The sequence below is a fragment of the Caulobacter sp. 10L414 genome, from assembly GCF_056395525.1.
Window position 1 is genome coordinate 57,506 of the sequence record NZ_JBFTJR010000038.1, and the last position, 14,840, is coordinate 72,345.

Genomic DNA, 14,840 nt, shown 5'->3' on the forward strand with positions numbered 1-14,840 from the left:
GCTACAGCCCGATCCGTCGGGCGCCTTCGGCCACGGTCACGACGTCGAAGCCGGCGTTGACCGCGCCGTCGACCAGCCGCTCCAGCGCCTCCACCGTACAGCCCCAGGCCGACGGCTGCTCGGCCACGTCGTGGGTGTAGAGGATCAGCCACGCCTTTCGACGGTGCGCCTGGTCCAGCCAGTGCAGGGCCACGACCTCTCCGTCCTCGCCCTCGATGCCGACGGCCGGGGCCTGGTTGAGGTCGGCGCCGTTGGCGATCAGGCCATGGTGCAGGGCCCGCAGGGTCTTGAAGCGGCCGGCCAGGGCCGTCTTGGCCGGCGCGGCCACGTCGCCATACGGGTAGGCGAAGCTCACCGCGTTCCCCACGCCCCACGCCGCCAGGGCGTCGGTGTTCTGCGCCACGTCGGCCAGGGCGACCTGCGTCGTGGCCTGGCCGCAGTCGAGGTGGCTGAAGGTGTGGCAGCCGATCTCGTGGCCGGCGGCGTGCAGCCGGGCGGCGTCCTCGCCGGTGGCGTATCGGCCCATCGGGCCGTCGCGCCCGGTCAGGCCGGCGGCGAAGTAGTAGGTGCCGCGAAAGCCCCGGCTCTCCAGCACCCGCGCGCCCGCCTCGCAGGCGGTGGCGGGCGCGTCGTCGAAGCTGAACGACACCATCGGCCGCTCCAGCTTCACCCGGGCCGGGCGGCGGTGCTGCAGGCGGATCAGCCGGCGGCGCACCTTGCCCTTCAGCGAGCGGTCCGGCTCGTAGGCGTCGACCTTCTCGTAGGTTTGCTCGACTGCGGTCATCACACGGCGTCCGAATAGAGGGCGGCCCGATAGAGCCGCATGGAAAAGGCGCGAATCGGGGTGGGCAGGCTCTCGGCCAGGGCGACAGCCTTCAACCACGGCCGCCAGGTCCCGCGCAGCGGAACCGCCTTCAGGGCCTTGGCGACCTTGTAGCTGGGATAGGCGCTGACCACGTCGCGGTGGCTGGCGACCACGCGGGCGAAGTTGGCGGCCGACTGCTCGTACTTGGCCGCGATCACCGGCGCGGGATCCAAACCGAGATGCGTGGCGGTGTTGTCGACGTGCAGGATCGGGTGGGCGCGGGCTGCCCGCATGGCCCATTCGACGTCCTCCCAGCCCCAGCCGGCGAAGCCCTCGTCGAAGGCGATGGTCTCGAAGACGTCGCGCCGCACCAGCAGGTTGGAGGTGAAGACGTGCTTCTCCGGCGCCTGGGCCCGCTGCGGGGCGGGCGTGCAGTCGCTCTTCAGCGCCATGGCCCGATGCAGGGCGTGCTCGGGACGGATCGGGGTCTGGTCCAGGGTGAAGCCGCCGAAGGCCACCGGGGCGTCGTCGGCGGCCACCGCCAGCCAGCGGGCCAGGAAGTCCTTGGGGTCAGGCAGCATGTCGCTGTCGAGGAACAGCAGGTGCCGGCCCCGGGCGTGGGCGGCCAGGCGGTTGCGGCCCTGGGCGCGGCCGGCGTTGCGCGACAGGCGTACGAAGAGGGCGGGGCGCTTCAGGCCCGCGATGATCTTGCCGATCCGCGCGGCCAGGGCCTCGTCGCCGCCGCCGTCGTCCAGCACCACGATCTCGGCGGAAGCGTCCTTCCCGTCCAGCGCGCGCAGCAGGGCGGCCGGGTCGTCGCGATAGGTGGGGATCAGCACCGACAGGCGCGGCGTCGCGCCGGCCCAGGCGGCGTTGTCGGTCACGGTTTCGGTGATCGGGGCGCTCATGCGGTGCGGAACCYGCGGGTGATGACGGCCAGCCTCGCGCGGGCGCCGCCGGCGTCGAGCAGCAGGGCCGCGCCGCCGAAGGTCGCCGCGCCGAGGCCGGCCTTGAGGATCAGTTCGAAAAGGCCGCCGACGTCCGGCAGGGCCAGCACCAGCGCCGCCATCAGGGCGCAGGCCAGGCCCGTCTTGGCCAGGGTCTCCCACGGGATCGGCAGGGCGCAGGCCTTGCGGCCCAGCACGCCGGCGGCGATCGCGCCGAGGGCGTAGCTGGCGGTGGTCGCCCATAAGGCGCCGGAAAGACCGAAGCGCGGGATCAGGATCAGGTTCAGCGCCAGGTTGGCGCCGGCCGGGATCGCCATGCAGGCGCTCAGCATCGTCGTGCGCCGGCCCAGCGTGAAGGCCTGGAGCAGGTAATAGGTGGTCACGCCCGACAGCCAGCCGCTGGCGGCGATCCAGGGCGTCACGCCCGCCGCGCCCTCGCGCAGGGCCGGGCCGATCATCACCTCGGTCAGCGGACGGGCGACCAGGGCCAGGCCGACGGCGGCGGGCAGGGTCAAGAGCACCATGAAGTCGGCCTGCTCGCGGGCGCTTTCCTCCAGCGCCGGCTGGCCGCCGCGCTCCAGCGCCGCGACCATGGCCGGACCGCCGGCCATGCCCAGCCAGATGAACACCACGTCCAGCGTGCGCGAGCCCAGCGAATAGCCGGCGTGGTAGACGCCGACCGCGCTCTCGTCGAGGAAGGCGGCCAGCAGGAAGCGGTCGGTGGTCGACAGCACCAGGGCCAGGATCAGCGAAAAGGCCACCGGCACGCCGTAGGCGGCGTAGGTCTTGGCCATGGCCTTGTCGAAGCTTCCGCCCTTCAGGCGCTTGAGGTCCGTCGGCAGCACGAAGACGAGGCACAGCAGCGCGACCGCGCCCGTGCCCAGGATCGGGGCTGCGCCGCCCAGGCCCGCCAGGGCCAGCACTAGCCCCAGGGCGAAGCCGCCGACCGTCTGGATCACGTCCAGCAGGGCCGCGCCCGACACCTCGCCGGCGGCGCGGCGGCGCTCCTGGGACATCTTGGCCAGGCTCTTGACCGCAGCGGCGGCGAAGGCGGCGGCGATCGCCGCCTTCAGCGCCGGGGCCATCGGCCAGAAGCGCAGCACCACGGCGGCCAGCACCGGGATCGCCAGGGCCATCAGGATCCACAGGCGATAGAGGGTGGCGAAGTGGTCGGGCAGGCGGCCGTCCTCGTCGGCGCGGGCCAGGAAGCGGGCCATGGCCGCCTCGGTCCAGGTCAGGAACGCCGTCTGGGTCAGGCTCAGCACCGAGAACGCCAGCGCATAGATCCCGTACTCGGCCGGAGACAGGATCTGCGTGAACAGCACGATCGTCAGGAGGCCGACGACCCCCTGGGCGATGTTGACGGGCAGGTAGCCCAGGACGCCGCGCCAGAACATGGTCAGCGCACGGCGGTCTTGTCGCCCAGCAGGCAGGGGACGGTCATCAGGATCACGTAGAGGTCCAGCCAGAACGACTGCCGCTCGATGTACTCGACGTCGTAGGCCACGCGCTGGCGCACCAGTTCGGGCGTGTCGACGGCCCCGCGCGAGCCCTTGATGGCCGCCCAGCCGGTGACGCCGGGCTTCATGCGGTGGCGATGGGCGTAGGTGGCCACCAGCTTGGCCGACTCCACGTCGCCGGTCATCATGCCGATGGCGTGCGGGCGCGGGCCGACGATCGACATCTCGCCCGACAGCACGTTGAACAGCTGCGGCAGCTCGTCGAGGCTGGTCCTGCGGATGAACTTGCCCACGCGGGTGACGCGGTCGTCGTCGGCGCTGATCTGGCGGGCGGCGCGGGCGTCGGCCATCTCGTGCCGCATCGAGCGGAACTTCCAGATCAGGATGGTCTCGTTGTTGAAGCCGTGGCGGCGCTGGCGGAAGAAGATCGGGCCGGGGCTGTCGAGCTTCACGGCCAGGGCCACGCCCAGCATGACCGGGGCGGCGAGGATCAGGCCGACGCCGGCGACGGCCAGGTCCTGCATACGCTTGACCATCGCCCGGCGGGCGTCGGTCGGGGCGCCCGACAGGTCGGCCAGATGCGACAGGGCCGCGTCGCGATCCGCGTCGCCGCCGACATCGACGATCATGCTGACGGGGTTGGGCAGTTCCGACAGCCGCTCGACCAGCTGGCCGACGCGGGCCTGGGCGGTGGATTCGACGGCGATCACCACGCGGTCGACGAAGGGCATGATGCGGTGGTCGACCAGGGCCTTGGTGTCGCCCAGCACCGGCACGCCCAGCACGGCCTCGGGCGCGCGGGCGGCGCGGTCGTCGAACACGCCCAGCACGTTGACCTCGCCGGTGCGCAGGGCCGCGGCGATCAGCCGCTCGGCGTTGGTGGTGGCGCCGACCAGCACGATGTTGGGGGTCAGCCTGCCGGTGCGGCGGCCGTGACGGACCAGGACCCACCAGGTCGCGTGCAGCGCGACGAAGGCGGGCAGGGCGGCCAGCAGCCAGCCGGCGACGACGTGCTCGCCCAGCGCCAGGGGCGTCAGCGCCACGGCCTGCACGGCGATGGCCGAGGCCCCGATGGCCGCGCCAACGCGCAGCAGGTGGCGGATCAGGGGCTCGCGATGGGCAAAGGCGTAGGCTTCCAGGCCGTGCAGCACGACCAGCAGGACGGCCGCGCCCACCAGCGGGGCGACGAGGCCTCCATCGCGGGCCAGCCAGAGGGCCAGGGCGGCGGCGAGAATCGAATCGACGATGCGGAAGGCGCGAGTGAGGTTCTGGATCTGCACCCTGGCGCGAGCCGGGGTCAGTCGTTCCGGCCGGAACGGTCCGCGCCGGCTGCGTTCGGCGGCTGACGCATGGCTTGCGTCCGCGGGGCGGGCGAGGGCGGAACTCATGATCGCTCTTGGGCTTCTGCGCACGGGAGAACGGGGTTCAACCTAGCGTGGCCGTCTGAGCGTCGCGTTAACGCGATTTTCCTTCACGCCTCGATTGTCATTCGCGAGCGAACAGGCTATCGAACCGCTCCCTCTCAGGAGGAGACGTGGCCGAGAGGCTGAAGGCACCGCTTTGCTAAAGCGGCATACCTCAAAAGGGTATCGAGGGTTCGAATCCCTCCGTCTCCGCCATCCTCCTTTAAAATCAGATGCTTAGCCCTTGTCGGGCAGCCATCCGGCGCGCGTTTTTGCGCGTCGTCGGCGACGCTGTCGGCGAGGGAATCGCATCGCCTGCGAGTCGCAGATGATTCCGTCAGCGCGGACGCTTGTCGCCGTTCTCGGTCCAGAAGCGCCGCATCCGGTCGGCGACGTCGGCCGGCGGCGGATTTTTCCAGCCGGCGGCGCGGGCTTCGGGCGGCGGCCAGGCGCCGGTCAGCACCAGGCGGCGGGTCTCCCTGGCGTCGGGCGCGCCCGGAAGGCGCCAGCCGGCGGCCTTCAGGCCGTCGAGCACGCGCGGGCGGGCCGCCTGCTCCTCGGGCTCGCCGGGACGCATGGGGCCGGACAGCACGGTTCCCACCGTCTCGCCGTTGCTCCCCACGGCCCAGGGATCGGCGCCCTTCTCCAGCAGCAGCTCGGCGATGCGGAAGTTCTGCTGCTCCACCGCCAGCCGCAGCGGCGTCGCGCCGGTGGCGTCGTGGTCGTTGATCCTGGCGCCATGCTGCAGGAGCAGCCGCACTGCGCCGAGCGAGTTGAGGCCGATCGCCGCCTTCAAGGGCCAGTAGGCCGCGCGCCGCTGCGGGCTGGCTCCGGCCGACAGCAGCTGCGTCGCCAATGCGGGGTCGGTGGCGCGCAGGGCCAGGCTCAGCGGAACGGCGTCGGCGGCGCCGTCGGGCGGCACGCCCAGATCGAGCAGGGCGCTCACCATCGGCCTGTCGCAGCGGGCGATGGCCAGGCTGAGCAGGTCGCCGCCGGGCCCGCCGCGCGTGGCCTTCAGGGCCGGATCGGCGCGCAGGCGGCGCTGGGCCTCGCCGACCTCGCCCTTCAGCACGGCGGCCATCAGGTCGCGTCCGGCCTGGCCGTGATCGGCGGCGGCCAGGGCGGCGCGGCTGTCGGGCAGGGCGGTTCCGCCCACGAAACATGAGGCGAGCGCGGCGTCCGTCATCATCACCATCGAGGCCGCCAGGGCGGCGATTGCTGCTGTGCGGGTCACGAGCCTCAGTTGGCCGCCGCGCGGTAGGCCGCGTCAAGGCTGGACGACAGCCAGGCCTGGCCGTGCAGGTCGCCCAGCGAGGCGTCGCCCGCCGACTGGCCTTCGGGCCCGACCGGCGCCAGCACGTGGCGTTCGCCATAGGCCGGCGGCGCGTCGGCCAGCAGGCCGCCCAGGATCGCGCCGGGAATGCCGCCCAGCAGGCCGCCCAGGCCCGCGCCCAGCCAGCGGTCGCCGCCGTCCTGCACGCGGCTCAAGGGATCGCCGTCCAGATAGTAGGCGTCGACCTGCGGGGGCGCCGCGCCGCCGGCCCGGGCCGCCTCCAGCGTGTCCTCGTGCAGGCCCGCGGCGTTGAAGGTGTCGGCCGGCAGCCCCGAAGCCACCGCCGCCGCCGAGGCTAGGCCCCCGCCCAGCGAGTGGCCGGTCAGGGTGACGTCCTCGCCCGCGGTGCGCAGGCGTTCGCCGATCACCAGCGCCTTGTCGTAGTGGCCGGAGTCCAGCCCCAGGCCCTGCTGGAAGTTGTTGCGCCAGTCCTCGGCGTTCTGGCTGCCTCGGAAGGCCACGACATAGTCGCCCTGGGCGTCGACATAGACCCGGGCGCGGAAGCTGGAGCCCGGCTCCTCCAGGTCGGTGGCGTCCAGGCCCAGACGGGCCAGATCGTCGGCGCTCGCCACCTCCCAGCCTGGCGGCGGGTTGGGCGTGTCGTTGTAGACGTCGGCGGCCAGGGCCATGTGCACGCGGGCTTCGGCCAGTTCCGCGGACTTGCCGCCGCCGGCCGCCGCGGCCGAGATCCGCACGTCGGCCTGGGCCGTGGCGGCGACCGCCGGCCGCGAGGCGGGCGCGTCCCACTCGGCCGCCACCCGGGCGTCGACGGCGACCCGCGCGCYGGCGCTGGTGTCGAAGCGCTCGCTCGTCGCGCTGATCCCCGATCCGCCCTCGATGCGCATGATCTTTCGTCCCTCGGCGTCTTCGTCAGGACCCGGATGCTGCGCGCGGCGGCAGGGAGGGGATAGTTGGGGAATTCCCTAGTGCGATGGGGAGGATCTGCGGCGCCTAACACCAAATCCCGTCATTCCCGCCCTTGTGGCGGGAACCCCTCTGTCAGCCGCAAAGGCTGGAGGGGCGGCGTGCTGAGCACGCCGCTGGCGTCTCACTTGCCAGCGCAAGCAGGGTTTCCCGCCACAAGGGTGGGAATGACGGGAGATGAATGCTCTCAGGCCGCCACGCGACCGTCGTCGTCGAGGCTCACGTCCAGCAGGTCGCGCAGCGCTTCGGCGCCGTCCGCTGTCAGCCGCACGGCGCGGCCCTTGGCCTCCAGCGCCAGCCAGCCCCGCTCGCGCATCGCCGCCAGCAGCTTCACGCCCAGCGGCCCGGCCAGGTGATGCCGGCGCTCGGTCCAGTCGAGGCACTGGCGGGCGACGCCGCGCGGGGAGGCGAGGGCGGCGACCTCGATCCCCAGTTCGCCGAACCAGGCCCGGCCCTCGTCCGTCACTGCATAGCGCTTGTCGTCGGCCGGCGTGAGCAGCCCGCGCTCCACCAGGGCGTCGGCGACCTTCACGCCCAGCCGTCCGGCCAGGTGGCCATAGCAGCAGCGGGCGTCGCGCAGGGCGCGGGCCTTGGGCGAGCGCGGAATCTCCAGCGACCGAACCGGGGCTGCGATCGCCGACAGCGCCTCGATGGCGTGCGCCACTTCGGCCGAGGCGAGGCGGTAGTAGCGATGACGGCCCTCGCGCTCGACGCTGAGCAGGCCGCCCTCGACCAGCCTGGAGAGGTGGTTGCTGGCCGCCTGGGCCGTGACGCCCGCCGCCCAGGCCAGGGCTCCGGCCGGCTGGGCGCGGCCGTCCTGCAGCGCCTGCAGCATGGCGGCGCGGACCGGGTCGCCGATCAGGGCGGCGGGGCTGGCGATATTGGCGTCCATGGCGCCACTCTACCCCGATCGTCGACGCAATGGTTCATCGACGCGTGTAGCATCCGGCGGCGCGGACGGCGCATGACGAGGCCCATGAGCACCAAGCCTTCCCGCCTGCCGCTGATCACGGCCGCCGCCAGCTTCGGCTTCCTGGTCACCCAGCTGGACGTCACCATCGTCAACGTCGCCCTGGATGCGATCGGCGATGCGTTTGGCGCGCCCACCGCCCAGCTGCAGTGGGTGGTCGATGCCTATGTGCTGGCCCTGGCGGCCATGCTGCTGTCGGCCGGGGCGATCGGCGACCGGGTCGGACCCAAGCGGGCCTTCCTGGCGGGGCTGGTCCTGTTCGGCCTGGCCTCGGCCGCCTGCGGTTTCGCCGGCGGCCCCTTGAGCCTGATCCTGGCCCGGGTCGCGCAGGGCGCGGCGGGCGCGCTGCTGATCCCGCCGTCCCTGGCCCTGATCGCCCACGCCGCCCATGGCGACGATCGCCGGCGCGCGGCCGCGGTCGGCTGGTGGACCGCCGCCGGCGGGGTGTCGATCGCCGCCGGACCGGTGCTGGGCGGCCTGCTGGTCGAGACCCTGGGCTGGCGCTGGGTGTTCTTCGTCAACCTGCCGCTCTGCGCGATCGGGGCGGTGCTTGCCCAGCTGGTCGCCCCGGCGACCCCGGCCAAGCCCAAGGTCCCGTTCGACCTGCCGGGGCAAGCCCTGGCGGTGGCCGCCGTCACCCTGCTGGTCGGCGGCCTGATCGAGGGCGGCCACCGCGGCTGGGGCGGCGCGCCGCTGGCGGCCCTGGTCGCGGGTCTCGTCCTGGCCTTGGCCTTCGTGGCCTTCGAGCGCCACGCCCGGCATCCGGCCATGCCGCTCTCCGTCTTTCGCAGCCGCCCGGCCTGGAGCGCGGTGGTCGTCGGCTCGGCCCTGAACTTCACCTATTACGGCCTGATCTTCGTGCTCGGTCTCTACATGCTGCGCACCCTGCACTGGTCGCCGGGCAAGGCGGGGCTGGCCTTCCTGCCGCTGACGGCCACCTTCATCGTCTCCAACCTGGCCAGCGGATCCCTGGTCGGACGCTTCGGCGCCCGGGCCGTCACCAGCGGCGGCGTGCTGGTCGCCGCCTGCGGCTACGCCCTGACGGCTCGGCTGGGACCGGCCAGCGGCGTGCTCGACATGCTGCCGGGCTTTGCTTTGATCCCCGGCGGCATGGGGCTGGCCATTCCGGCCCTGACCAGCGGCCTGCTGGCCAATGTCGACCGCCACGACGCCGGCGCGGCCTCGGGCGTGCTCAACGCCTGCCGCCAGGTGGGCGGCGCGGCCGGGGTGGCGATCTTCGGGGCGCTGGCCGGGGCGGGGATCGCGACAGGCCTGCGCGCCTCGGCGATCGTGGCGACGGTGATGCTGGGCGCGGCGGCCGGTGTGCTGCTGGCGCCGGGGCGCAGGGGGCGTTGAAACGTCGCCATTTCCGAGGGATCGTGAGCCGGCGTCCGGGTCCTTCGGAACGGGCGACACAGGGGGAGGCGGGGTAGATGGGACGCGCAGGCGCTACCGGGCAGATCATCGCCAGCGGCCTGCTTCTGCTGCTGGCGATCTTCTATCTGCCGCTGTCCATGTCGCTGGGTCTCGACCGGACGCTCTACCAGATCCTGCTGATCGGCTTTGGCCTGGCGTTCCTGGTCTTCTTCAAGGGCTGGCGGCGTTGGCCCGTGGGCGTGTGTTGTCTCGCCGCGGTCGCTATCGGCGTTCACGGCACGATCGTCACTCCGGTCATGCCGTACTGACGCAGTGGGCCAAGAGTGGCGCCTTACGCCGCCGCGTAGTCGTACTTCAGGTCGAACGCGCCGTCCGATTTCAGCGAGAACACCGCCTTCGACCACGGCTCGTGGGCGCTCGATGCGGTCAGGCGGTGCAGGTTGCGCAGCGCCTTAGACACCGAATAGTCCAGCTTGCGCACGTCCAGGTCGGCCACGCCGCCGGCGGCCTTGGTGTAGTCGCCCGTCAGGCCCACCGAGCCGTCGATGACGTCGATGTTCAGGCGGATCTCCGACCAGGGCTCGGCCACGCTGCCGGCCAGGGCCTGGCCGACGTGGCGGTAGATGCCTTCGGGGCTGTCGATGTCGGCCATGGAATCCTCCGGGAGGCGTGGACGCCAAATCTAGTCGTTGAAGAAGGTGCGGGTCGAGGGCTTGCCGTCGATGACGTACTCCACCCTGAACGCGTCGGGCCGCTTGGAGTCGCCTTCGAACACCGCCTTGATGTCGACATCGACCTGCTTGCCCTCCTTCAGGGCGGCGGCCCACTCGTTCTCCATCACCTTCCAGCCGCTCTTGTTCAGCGTGCCGTCCATGGCGTGGTAGTTGATCTGCTCGCCGGGGCCGTTGAAGATCGCCGCGATCAGGTGGCCGCCTTCGTCGCCGTCGACCCCGTCCTTGATCCCGCCTTCCTGGCCCGCCTTGGTCTGCTGGTAGCCGTTGCGGTCGGCATGCTTCAGGTCGAGCGTGCCGGTCACCTGCTCGACGCGGCCGCTGGCGTCGGTGGAATAGGTGTAGCGGCCGCTGACCACATAGTCGGTGTTGGGCGCCAGTTCGCCGTTCAGCTTGGCGTTCCAGCCGCCCTTGGCGCCTTGCTCCAGATCGACGCGGGGCCGGGCGGAGAGGGCCTCGTCCAGCTTGCGGCTGGCGGTCTCCAGCGTCTGGCGGGCGCTGTCGGGCAGCTTGTCCAGCGGCAGGGCGTCGATCGCGCCCTTCAGCTTTTCCAGCGCCGGCTTGGCGGCGGCGGCGAAGGCGCTGTCGACCTTGGCGAGGTCCGCGGCCTTGCTCACCGTCTCGGCCCATTTGCCGAGCTTGCCCAGCTTGGCCGCGTCGCCGATGTAGGGAACCATGCTGACGGCCGACAAGCCCGCGCCCAGGAAGTCGCCGCGGAACAGCGAGATCACCCCGTTGACGCCGTCCGAGATCGGCGTCGGGTCGAACAGGCCCGCCACGTCCAGCGCCATCTGGCCAAGGTCGAGGATCAGCTCCTGCTTCTGGGCGGCCGTGGCCGCGTCCATGTCGTCGGCCAGACGCTTCTGGTCGGCGGGCGACAGGTCGGCCTCGATCTCCGCGCGCAGGCTCTGGGCCTTGGCCGGATCCGACTTGGCGATCTCGGAAAGCTGGCCGGCCAGTTCGCTGGTGTTCAGCTGGCCGCCGGTGCGGCTGGACGCCAGCAGGCCGGAAGCCTCGGTGGAGACGCTGGCGGCGCTGGATGCGACGCGACTGGAGGCCCCGATGGACTCGGCTGCGTTCAGTCCGGACATGGATGCCTCCGTTGCGCCTCGACTGGCGCGACGATGGCTGGGGGCAGGTGACGTCGATAGCTGGGAGCGTCCCTAGCTAGGGATAACCCTAGTTATGCCGCCGGGGCCCGGGGACTAGCGTCTTCCCCAGGAAAGCGTCCGTACCAGGAGTGCCCGATGACCGCCGTGTCCCTCAACACCCAGTCATCCGTCTCAGGCTCCGGCGGCGGGCGCTCAAGCGACTATGTCGTCAAGAGCGGCGACACCCTGTCGGCCATCGCCGACCAGCACGGCGTCTCGCTGGACGCGCTGATCCGCGCCAATCCGCAGATCACCAATCCCAACGTCATCCGGCCTGGCCAGGAGATCGCGCTGCCGGCCGGCGCGGCGGCCGAGCCGCGCAGCTACACCGTCGAGGCGGGCGACAACCTCTCCAGCATCGGCGCCGCGTTCGGCGTCTCGTGGCAGGCGATCGCCCAGGCCAACCGGCTGTCGAACCCCAACCTGATCAATGTTGGCCAGGACCTGCTGATCCCGGGCGGCGGCGCGGCGGCGCGACCGGCGCCGGCCACGACCGATGCGGTCCCGACCTTGCCGACCACCACCGGCCAGGCCACGGGCGTGCTGCCCTCGACCCAGGGCATGAGCCAGGGCCAGAAGTACGAGCTCTATGCGGGCTATGTGAACGCCTATGGCGACGCCCAGGCCAAGGCCGATCTCGCCGCCGGCAAGCAGGTGATCCTGGGCCTGCGCACCGAGACCAGCCTGAACGCCAACGGCGGCAAGGGCGCCTATGACGACCGGATCGTGGTCCTGCAGAAGGGCGGCGAGGTCCGCGAGTTCGCCGCCAACACCGAGCCCTCGGCCCAGTACGACGGCCGCTATGGCTCCGACTTCAACGGCGACGGCCGCAAGGAGCTGGGCCGCATCGCCGAGGGCACGGTCACCTTCCAGAAGAGCACGAGCTCCAGCCTCGGAAACGTGCTGCGCCCGACCGAAAGCCACGCCATCCAGCGCGACACCAACCACGATGGCCGCATCGACGACAATGACGCCAAGGGCAAGGGCGTCAGCACCGACAACTCGTTCCTGTTCCACGCCGGCGGCAATTCCAACACCGGCTCGGCAGGCTGCCAGACGCTGAAGCCCGGCGACTTCCAGGCGTTCTGGAACGGCCTGGGCGGCCAGAAGGCCTTCAACTACGTGCTCGTGAACGTCGATCGGCAGGGCCCGCCCGGCGGCGCGACGACCACGACGCAGACCTCGGCAGCGAGCGACGCGCGCATCGGCGCCCTGTCCGAACAGTACGAGACCGGCGGGCGCGGCCCCGGCACGGTGTCGAGCGGCGCGGGCGATCCCGGCGGCGTCTCCTACGGCACCTACCAGCTGGCGGGCAATCGCGGCCGGCCCCAGCAGTTCCTGGCCGCAGAGGGCCGCCAGTGGGCGGCCGAGTTCGGCGGCGCCTCGCCCGGCTCGGCCAGCTTCACCGCCACCTGGAAGGCGATCGCCGCCCGCGAACCGGAAAAGTTCGAGGCCGCCCAGCACGACTACATCCAGCGCACCCACTACCAGGTGCAGCTCGACACGGTCAGCAACGCCACGGGCCTGGATCTGTCGACCCGCTCGGCGGCGATCCGCGACGTGGTCTGGTCCACCTCGGTGCAGCACGGTCCGGAGACCGGCGCCATCGTCAAGGCCATGGCCAGGGTCGAAGGGCAGGGGCTCTCGCCCGCCGACGGCCAGGCCTATGACCGCGCCCTGATCAACGCGATCTACGACGAGCGCGGCAAGCGCAACGATGCGGGCCAGCTGGCCTATTTCACCAGCGCCTCGGCCGCCGTGCAGGTCTCGGTCGCCAACCGCTTCGCCAGCGAACGCCATGACGCCCTGGCCATGCTGGGCCGATGAGAACCGCCGCGGCGGGCCGGCGTTGAACAGAGAGACGCAAGGCCCGCCCCGGATCACCCGACGATGAAGTTTGCTCCCCCAACCCTCATCGCCCTCGCGCTGGCCGTTKCCGGTTGTGAGCGACCGGCGGCGGCCGATCCCCCCCTACCCATGGCCGCCGCCGGCACCGCGCAGGGACCTGCGGGCAAGTATGTGATGAGCGGCCAGCGCCGGGGCCTGCTGACCCTGACGCCCAAGGGCGATGTCTGGCGCGTCAGCCTGTCGGGCGGCGCGCTGTCCGATGGCGCGGCGACCGCCGCCGACTGCGAGCTCGAGGCCGAGGGGGCGCTGAAGGGCGGCCGTATCGAGGCCAGGGTCGTGCCCTTCGAAGGAACGAACATCAGCCTCAGCGCCGCCGACCTGGCGGCCCGCCCTGCAAAGGCCGACGTGACCCTTGACGCGGAGACCGCCAGCGTGAGCACCGATTTCCAGGGGTGCGGCGTCGGCGCGGATCTCTCTGGCCGCTATGTGCGCCAGGCGCCGGGGGCGATCTCGCAAGGCGATAGCGTCGCCGACCTGTCGGCGGCCCTGCCGGATGCGCGGCTGACCATTCTGGACGGCTATCCCTGGGCCAGGTTCGCGATCGAGCGCGGCGGCAAGCGCCTGGCCGTCGTGCAGTTCGACGGCGAGAACGAAGAGCTGGCCGACGGCCGCAACAGCCAGCGGGCGATCGGCGCCCAGGTCGGCTGGAGCGCGCTGAAGCCGGCCTTGCGGGTCGTCAAGGTCGAGGCAGGCGCGTCATGATCCGTCCCGTCGAGCGCGCCTCAGGCGCTGACCTCTCCACCTGGACGCCGTCGACCACGGCAGCCCGGGCCGGAGTCGCGCGGCTGGCGATCGAGGCGATGGCCACCGTCGCCGGCGCGGCCCTGGTGGATCCGCTGCGTGGCGGCGATCGCGGCCAGGCCGCCGCCTTCGTCTGGGCCGAGCACGGCCAGTCGAGCATGGCCCAGGTGGGCGCGGACCTGCGGATCCTGGCGGCCCAGAGCGGCCAGTCGGTGGCCGGCCGGCTGTCGGCCACCTCGCCGGTCGACGCCGGCCGCATCGAGCGGGTGCTGGCCGACTTCGCCCGCGAACTGCGCGCCCAGGCCGCGGGCAAGCCGCACCTGACGCCATCGGCAATCGTCGAGCCCCTGCTGCGCTCGGTCGCCGCCGGCCTGCAGCGCGAGCCGGCCCCGGGCGCTGCGCGCTCGGACGTCGTCGAGCAGTTCGTGCGGATCATCGACGGCGCGACTGCGGAGCTGAAGGCGGTGTAGGGGATAGGCGGAGGATCACCACCTCCGACCAACCACATTGTCATCCCGGCCGCAGCGAAGCGGAGCGCCGGGATCTCCCGCTGTTCCGATACTGCAGACGTGGGAGATCCCGGCGCTGCGGACCGCTGGCGCGTTCCTCCGGCCGGGATGACACGCGTCGGGGCGGGGGAGCCCTCTAGCACTACGCCCTTTGTCAGGCCCCGCCGTCGTCGACGCGCGTCAGGTTGGCGAGCGCAGCGGCCGGGCGATCGAGCTTGTTGTGCACCGCCAGGGTGACGTCCATCCAGGCTTGGCCGCGCATCTGGCTCCACCACTCGTCGTGCACCGCGGCCTGGAAGTCGCCGTTGACCCGTTCCGAGCGGGTCTCGACCACCGGATCGGCCACCGTGTCGGCGGTGTCTTCCACCACGCCCACGGTGTCGTCGACCACGCCGCCGATACCGTCGAGCAGGCCGCCCAGCCCCTTGGCTAGCAGCGCGCCTTCCAGGGCGCCGCGCTGGGCGGGCGGCAGGCCCTTCAGGGCTTGCGCGGTCTGGGCCGGACCGGCGGCGGCGAAGGCCGCAGCGTCGACCTCGCCGGTGCGCGTGAAGCGGTCGACGGCCTCGTCCAGGCGTCCGGCG

At 72.1% G+C, this 14,840-nt stretch carries 15 protein-coding genes and 1 tRNA gene; 6 read left to right on the forward strand and 10 right to left on the reverse strand.

Annotated features, from left to right (window positions below; all coding sequences use genetic code 11):
• Nucleotide 1: 1 nt before the first annotated feature.
• Genes hfsH through hfsE form a run of 4 tightly spaced genes read right to left on the reverse strand, consistent with a single transcriptional unit; the run spans nt 2 to nt 4,600 of the window.
• On the reverse strand, nt 2-784 hold the full coding sequence (hfsH, locus tag AC1DCG_RS15860; RefSeq protein ID WP_477029748.1) for an oligosaccharide deacetylase HfsH: 783 nt from the start codon (nt 782-784) through the stop codon (nt 2-4).
• Nucleotides 784-1,713, reverse strand: a complete 930-nt coding sequence (hfsG, locus tag AC1DCG_RS15865) for a polysaccharide biosynthesis protein HfsG (RefSeq protein ID WP_477029747.1) — start codon at nt 1,711-1,713, stop codon at nt 784-786. Before hfsG ends, hfsH begins: the two co-directional genes overlap by 1 nt.
• On the reverse strand, nt 1,710-3,149 hold the full coding sequence (hfsF, locus tag AC1DCG_RS15870) for a polysaccharide biosynthesis protein HfsF (protein WP_477041551.1): 1,440 nt from the start codon (nt 3,147-3,149) through the stop codon (nt 1,710-1,712). Before hfsF ends, hfsG begins: the two co-directional genes overlap by 4 nt.
• 2 nt (nt 3,150-3,151) lie before the next feature.
• On the reverse strand, nt 3,152-4,600 hold the full coding sequence (hfsE, locus tag AC1DCG_RS15875) for a polysaccharide biosynthesis protein HfsE (RefSeq protein ID WP_477029745.1): 1,449 nt from the start codon (nt 4,598-4,600) through the stop codon (nt 3,152-3,154).
• A gap of 140 nt (nt 4,601-4,740) precedes the next feature.
• Between hfsE and AC1DCG_RS15880 the strand changes: the two genes are divergently transcribed.
• A tRNA-Ser gene (locus AC1DCG_RS15880) sits at nt 4,741-4,831 on the forward strand.
• A gap of 121 nt (nt 4,832-4,952) precedes the next feature.
• Here AC1DCG_RS15880 and AC1DCG_RS15885 read toward each other — a convergent pair.
• From AC1DCG_RS15885 to AC1DCG_RS15895, 3 genes are all read right to left on the reverse strand, one after another.
• The gene (locus AC1DCG_RS15885) at nt 4,953-5,849 is read right to left on the reverse strand and encodes an ankyrin repeat domain-containing protein (RefSeq protein ID WP_477037025.1); all 897 of its coding nucleotides are present in this window, start codon (nt 5,847-5,849) and stop codon (nt 4,953-4,955) included.
• A gap of 5 nt (nt 5,850-5,854) precedes the next feature.
• Nucleotides 5,855-6,793, reverse strand: a complete 939-nt coding sequence (locus AC1DCG_RS15890; protein WP_477041552.1) for a Tle-like phospholipase domain-containing protein — start codon at nt 6,791-6,793, stop codon at nt 5,855-5,857.
• Nucleotides 6,794-7,059: 266 nt separating this feature from the next.
• On the reverse strand, nt 7,060-7,764 hold the full coding sequence (locus AC1DCG_RS15895) for an ArsR/SmtB family transcription factor (RefSeq protein ID WP_477029742.1): 705 nt from the start codon (nt 7,762-7,764) through the stop codon (nt 7,060-7,062).
• 72 nt (nt 7,765-7,836) lie between these two features.
• On the opposite strand from AC1DCG_RS15895, the gene AC1DCG_RS15900 reads away from it, so the two are divergent.
• Nucleotides 7,837-9,198 (forward strand): MFS transporter, encoded by a 1,362-nt coding sequence (locus tag AC1DCG_RS15900; protein ID WP_477029741.1) that lies wholly within the window; start codon nt 7,837-7,839, stop codon nt 9,196-9,198.
• 77 nt (nt 9,199-9,275) lie between these two features.
• Complete coding sequence (locus AC1DCG_RS15905; protein ID WP_165260079.1) at nt 9,276-9,527, forward strand: hypothetical protein; 252 nt, start codon at nt 9,276-9,278, stop codon at nt 9,525-9,527.
• Nucleotides 9,528-9,550: 23 nt separating this feature from the next.
• Here the strand turns inward: AC1DCG_RS15905 and AC1DCG_RS15910 are convergent, their stop codons facing one another.
• Both AC1DCG_RS15910 and AC1DCG_RS15915 read right to left on the reverse strand, forming a co-directional pair.
• Nucleotides 9,551-9,871, reverse strand: coding sequence for an antitoxin YezG family protein (locus AC1DCG_RS15910; RefSeq protein ID WP_165260081.1), 321 nt, complete (start codon nt 9,869-9,871; stop codon nt 9,551-9,553).
• Between the two features lie 30 nt (nt 9,872-9,901).
• On the reverse strand, nt 9,902-11,041 hold the full coding sequence (locus AC1DCG_RS15915; RefSeq protein ID WP_477029740.1) for a DNA/RNA non-specific endonuclease: 1,140 nt from the start codon (nt 11,039-11,041) through the stop codon (nt 9,902-9,904).
• Nucleotides 11,042-11,197: 156 nt separating this feature from the next.
• Here AC1DCG_RS15915 and AC1DCG_RS15920 point away from each other — a divergent pair, with 156 nt between their 5' ends.
• The 3 genes from AC1DCG_RS15920 to AC1DCG_RS15930 all read left to right on the forward strand — a co-directional run bounded on the left by AC1DCG_RS15920 (nt 11,198) and on the right by AC1DCG_RS15930 (nt 14,220).
• Nucleotides 11,198-12,928, forward strand: a complete 1,731-nt coding sequence (locus AC1DCG_RS15920) for a LysM peptidoglycan-binding domain-containing protein (protein ID WP_477037114.1) — start codon at nt 11,198-11,200, stop codon at nt 12,926-12,928.
• A 150-nt stretch (nt 12,929-13,078) separates the two neighbouring features.
• Nucleotides 13,079-13,711 carry a hypothetical protein gene (locus AC1DCG_RS15925; protein WP_477029738.1) on the forward strand — a complete coding sequence of 211 codons (633 nt, stop codon included), beginning with the start codon at nt 13,079-13,081 and terminating at the stop codon, nt 13,709-13,711.
• Nucleotides 13,708-14,220 (forward strand): hypothetical protein, encoded by a 513-nt coding sequence (locus tag AC1DCG_RS15930; protein ID WP_477029737.1) that lies wholly within the window; start codon nt 13,708-13,710, stop codon nt 14,218-14,220. Before AC1DCG_RS15925 ends, AC1DCG_RS15930 begins: the two co-directional genes overlap by 4 nt.
• A gap of 193 nt (nt 14,221-14,413) precedes the next feature.
• Here AC1DCG_RS15930 and AC1DCG_RS15935 read toward each other — a convergent pair.
• Nucleotides 14,414-14,840: hypothetical protein (locus AC1DCG_RS15935; protein WP_477041553.1), on the reverse strand; the 427-nt coding region annotated here is incomplete at its 5' end.

Coding starts and splice junctions, on each gene's coding strand:
- hfsH (WP_477029748.1), bottom strand. CDS start 784: ATGACCGCAGTCGAGCAAACCTACGAGAAGGTCGACGCCTACGAGCCG.
- hfsG (WP_477029747.1), bottom strand. CDS start 1,713: ATGAGCGCCCCGATCACCGAAACCGTGACCGACAACGCCGCCTGGGCC.
- hfsE (WP_477029745.1), bottom strand. CDS start 4,600: ATGAGTTCCGCCCTCGCCCGCCCCGCGGACGCAAGCCATGCGTCAGCC.
- AC1DCG_RS15895 (WP_477029742.1), bottom strand. CDS start 7,764: ATGGACGCCAATATCGCCAGCCCCGCCGCCCTGATCGGCGACCCGGTC.
- AC1DCG_RS15900 (WP_477029741.1), top strand. CDS start 7,837: ATGACGAGGCCCATGAGCACCAAGCCTTCCCGCCTGCCGCTGATCACG.
- AC1DCG_RS15905 (WP_165260079.1), top strand. CDS start 9,276: ATGGGACGCGCAGGCGCTACCGGGCAGATCATCGCCAGCGGCCTGCTT.
- AC1DCG_RS15910 (WP_165260081.1), bottom strand. CDS start 9,871: ATGGCCGACATCGACAGCCCCGAAGGCATCTACCGCCACGTCGGCCAG.
- AC1DCG_RS15915 (WP_477029740.1), bottom strand. CDS start 11,041: ATGTCCGGACTGAACGCAGCCGAGTCCATCGGGGCCTCCAGTCGCGTC.
- AC1DCG_RS15920 (WP_477037114.1), top strand. CDS start 11,198: ATGACCGCCGTGTCCCTCAACACCCAGTCATCCGTCTCAGGCTCCGGC.
- AC1DCG_RS15925 (WP_477029738.1), top strand. CDS start 13,079: ATGGCCGCCGCCGGCACCGCGCAGGGACCTGCGGGCAAGTATGTGATG.
- AC1DCG_RS15930 (WP_477029737.1), top strand. CDS start 13,708: ATGATCCGTCCCGTCGAGCGCGCCTCAGGCGCTGACCTCTCCACCTGG.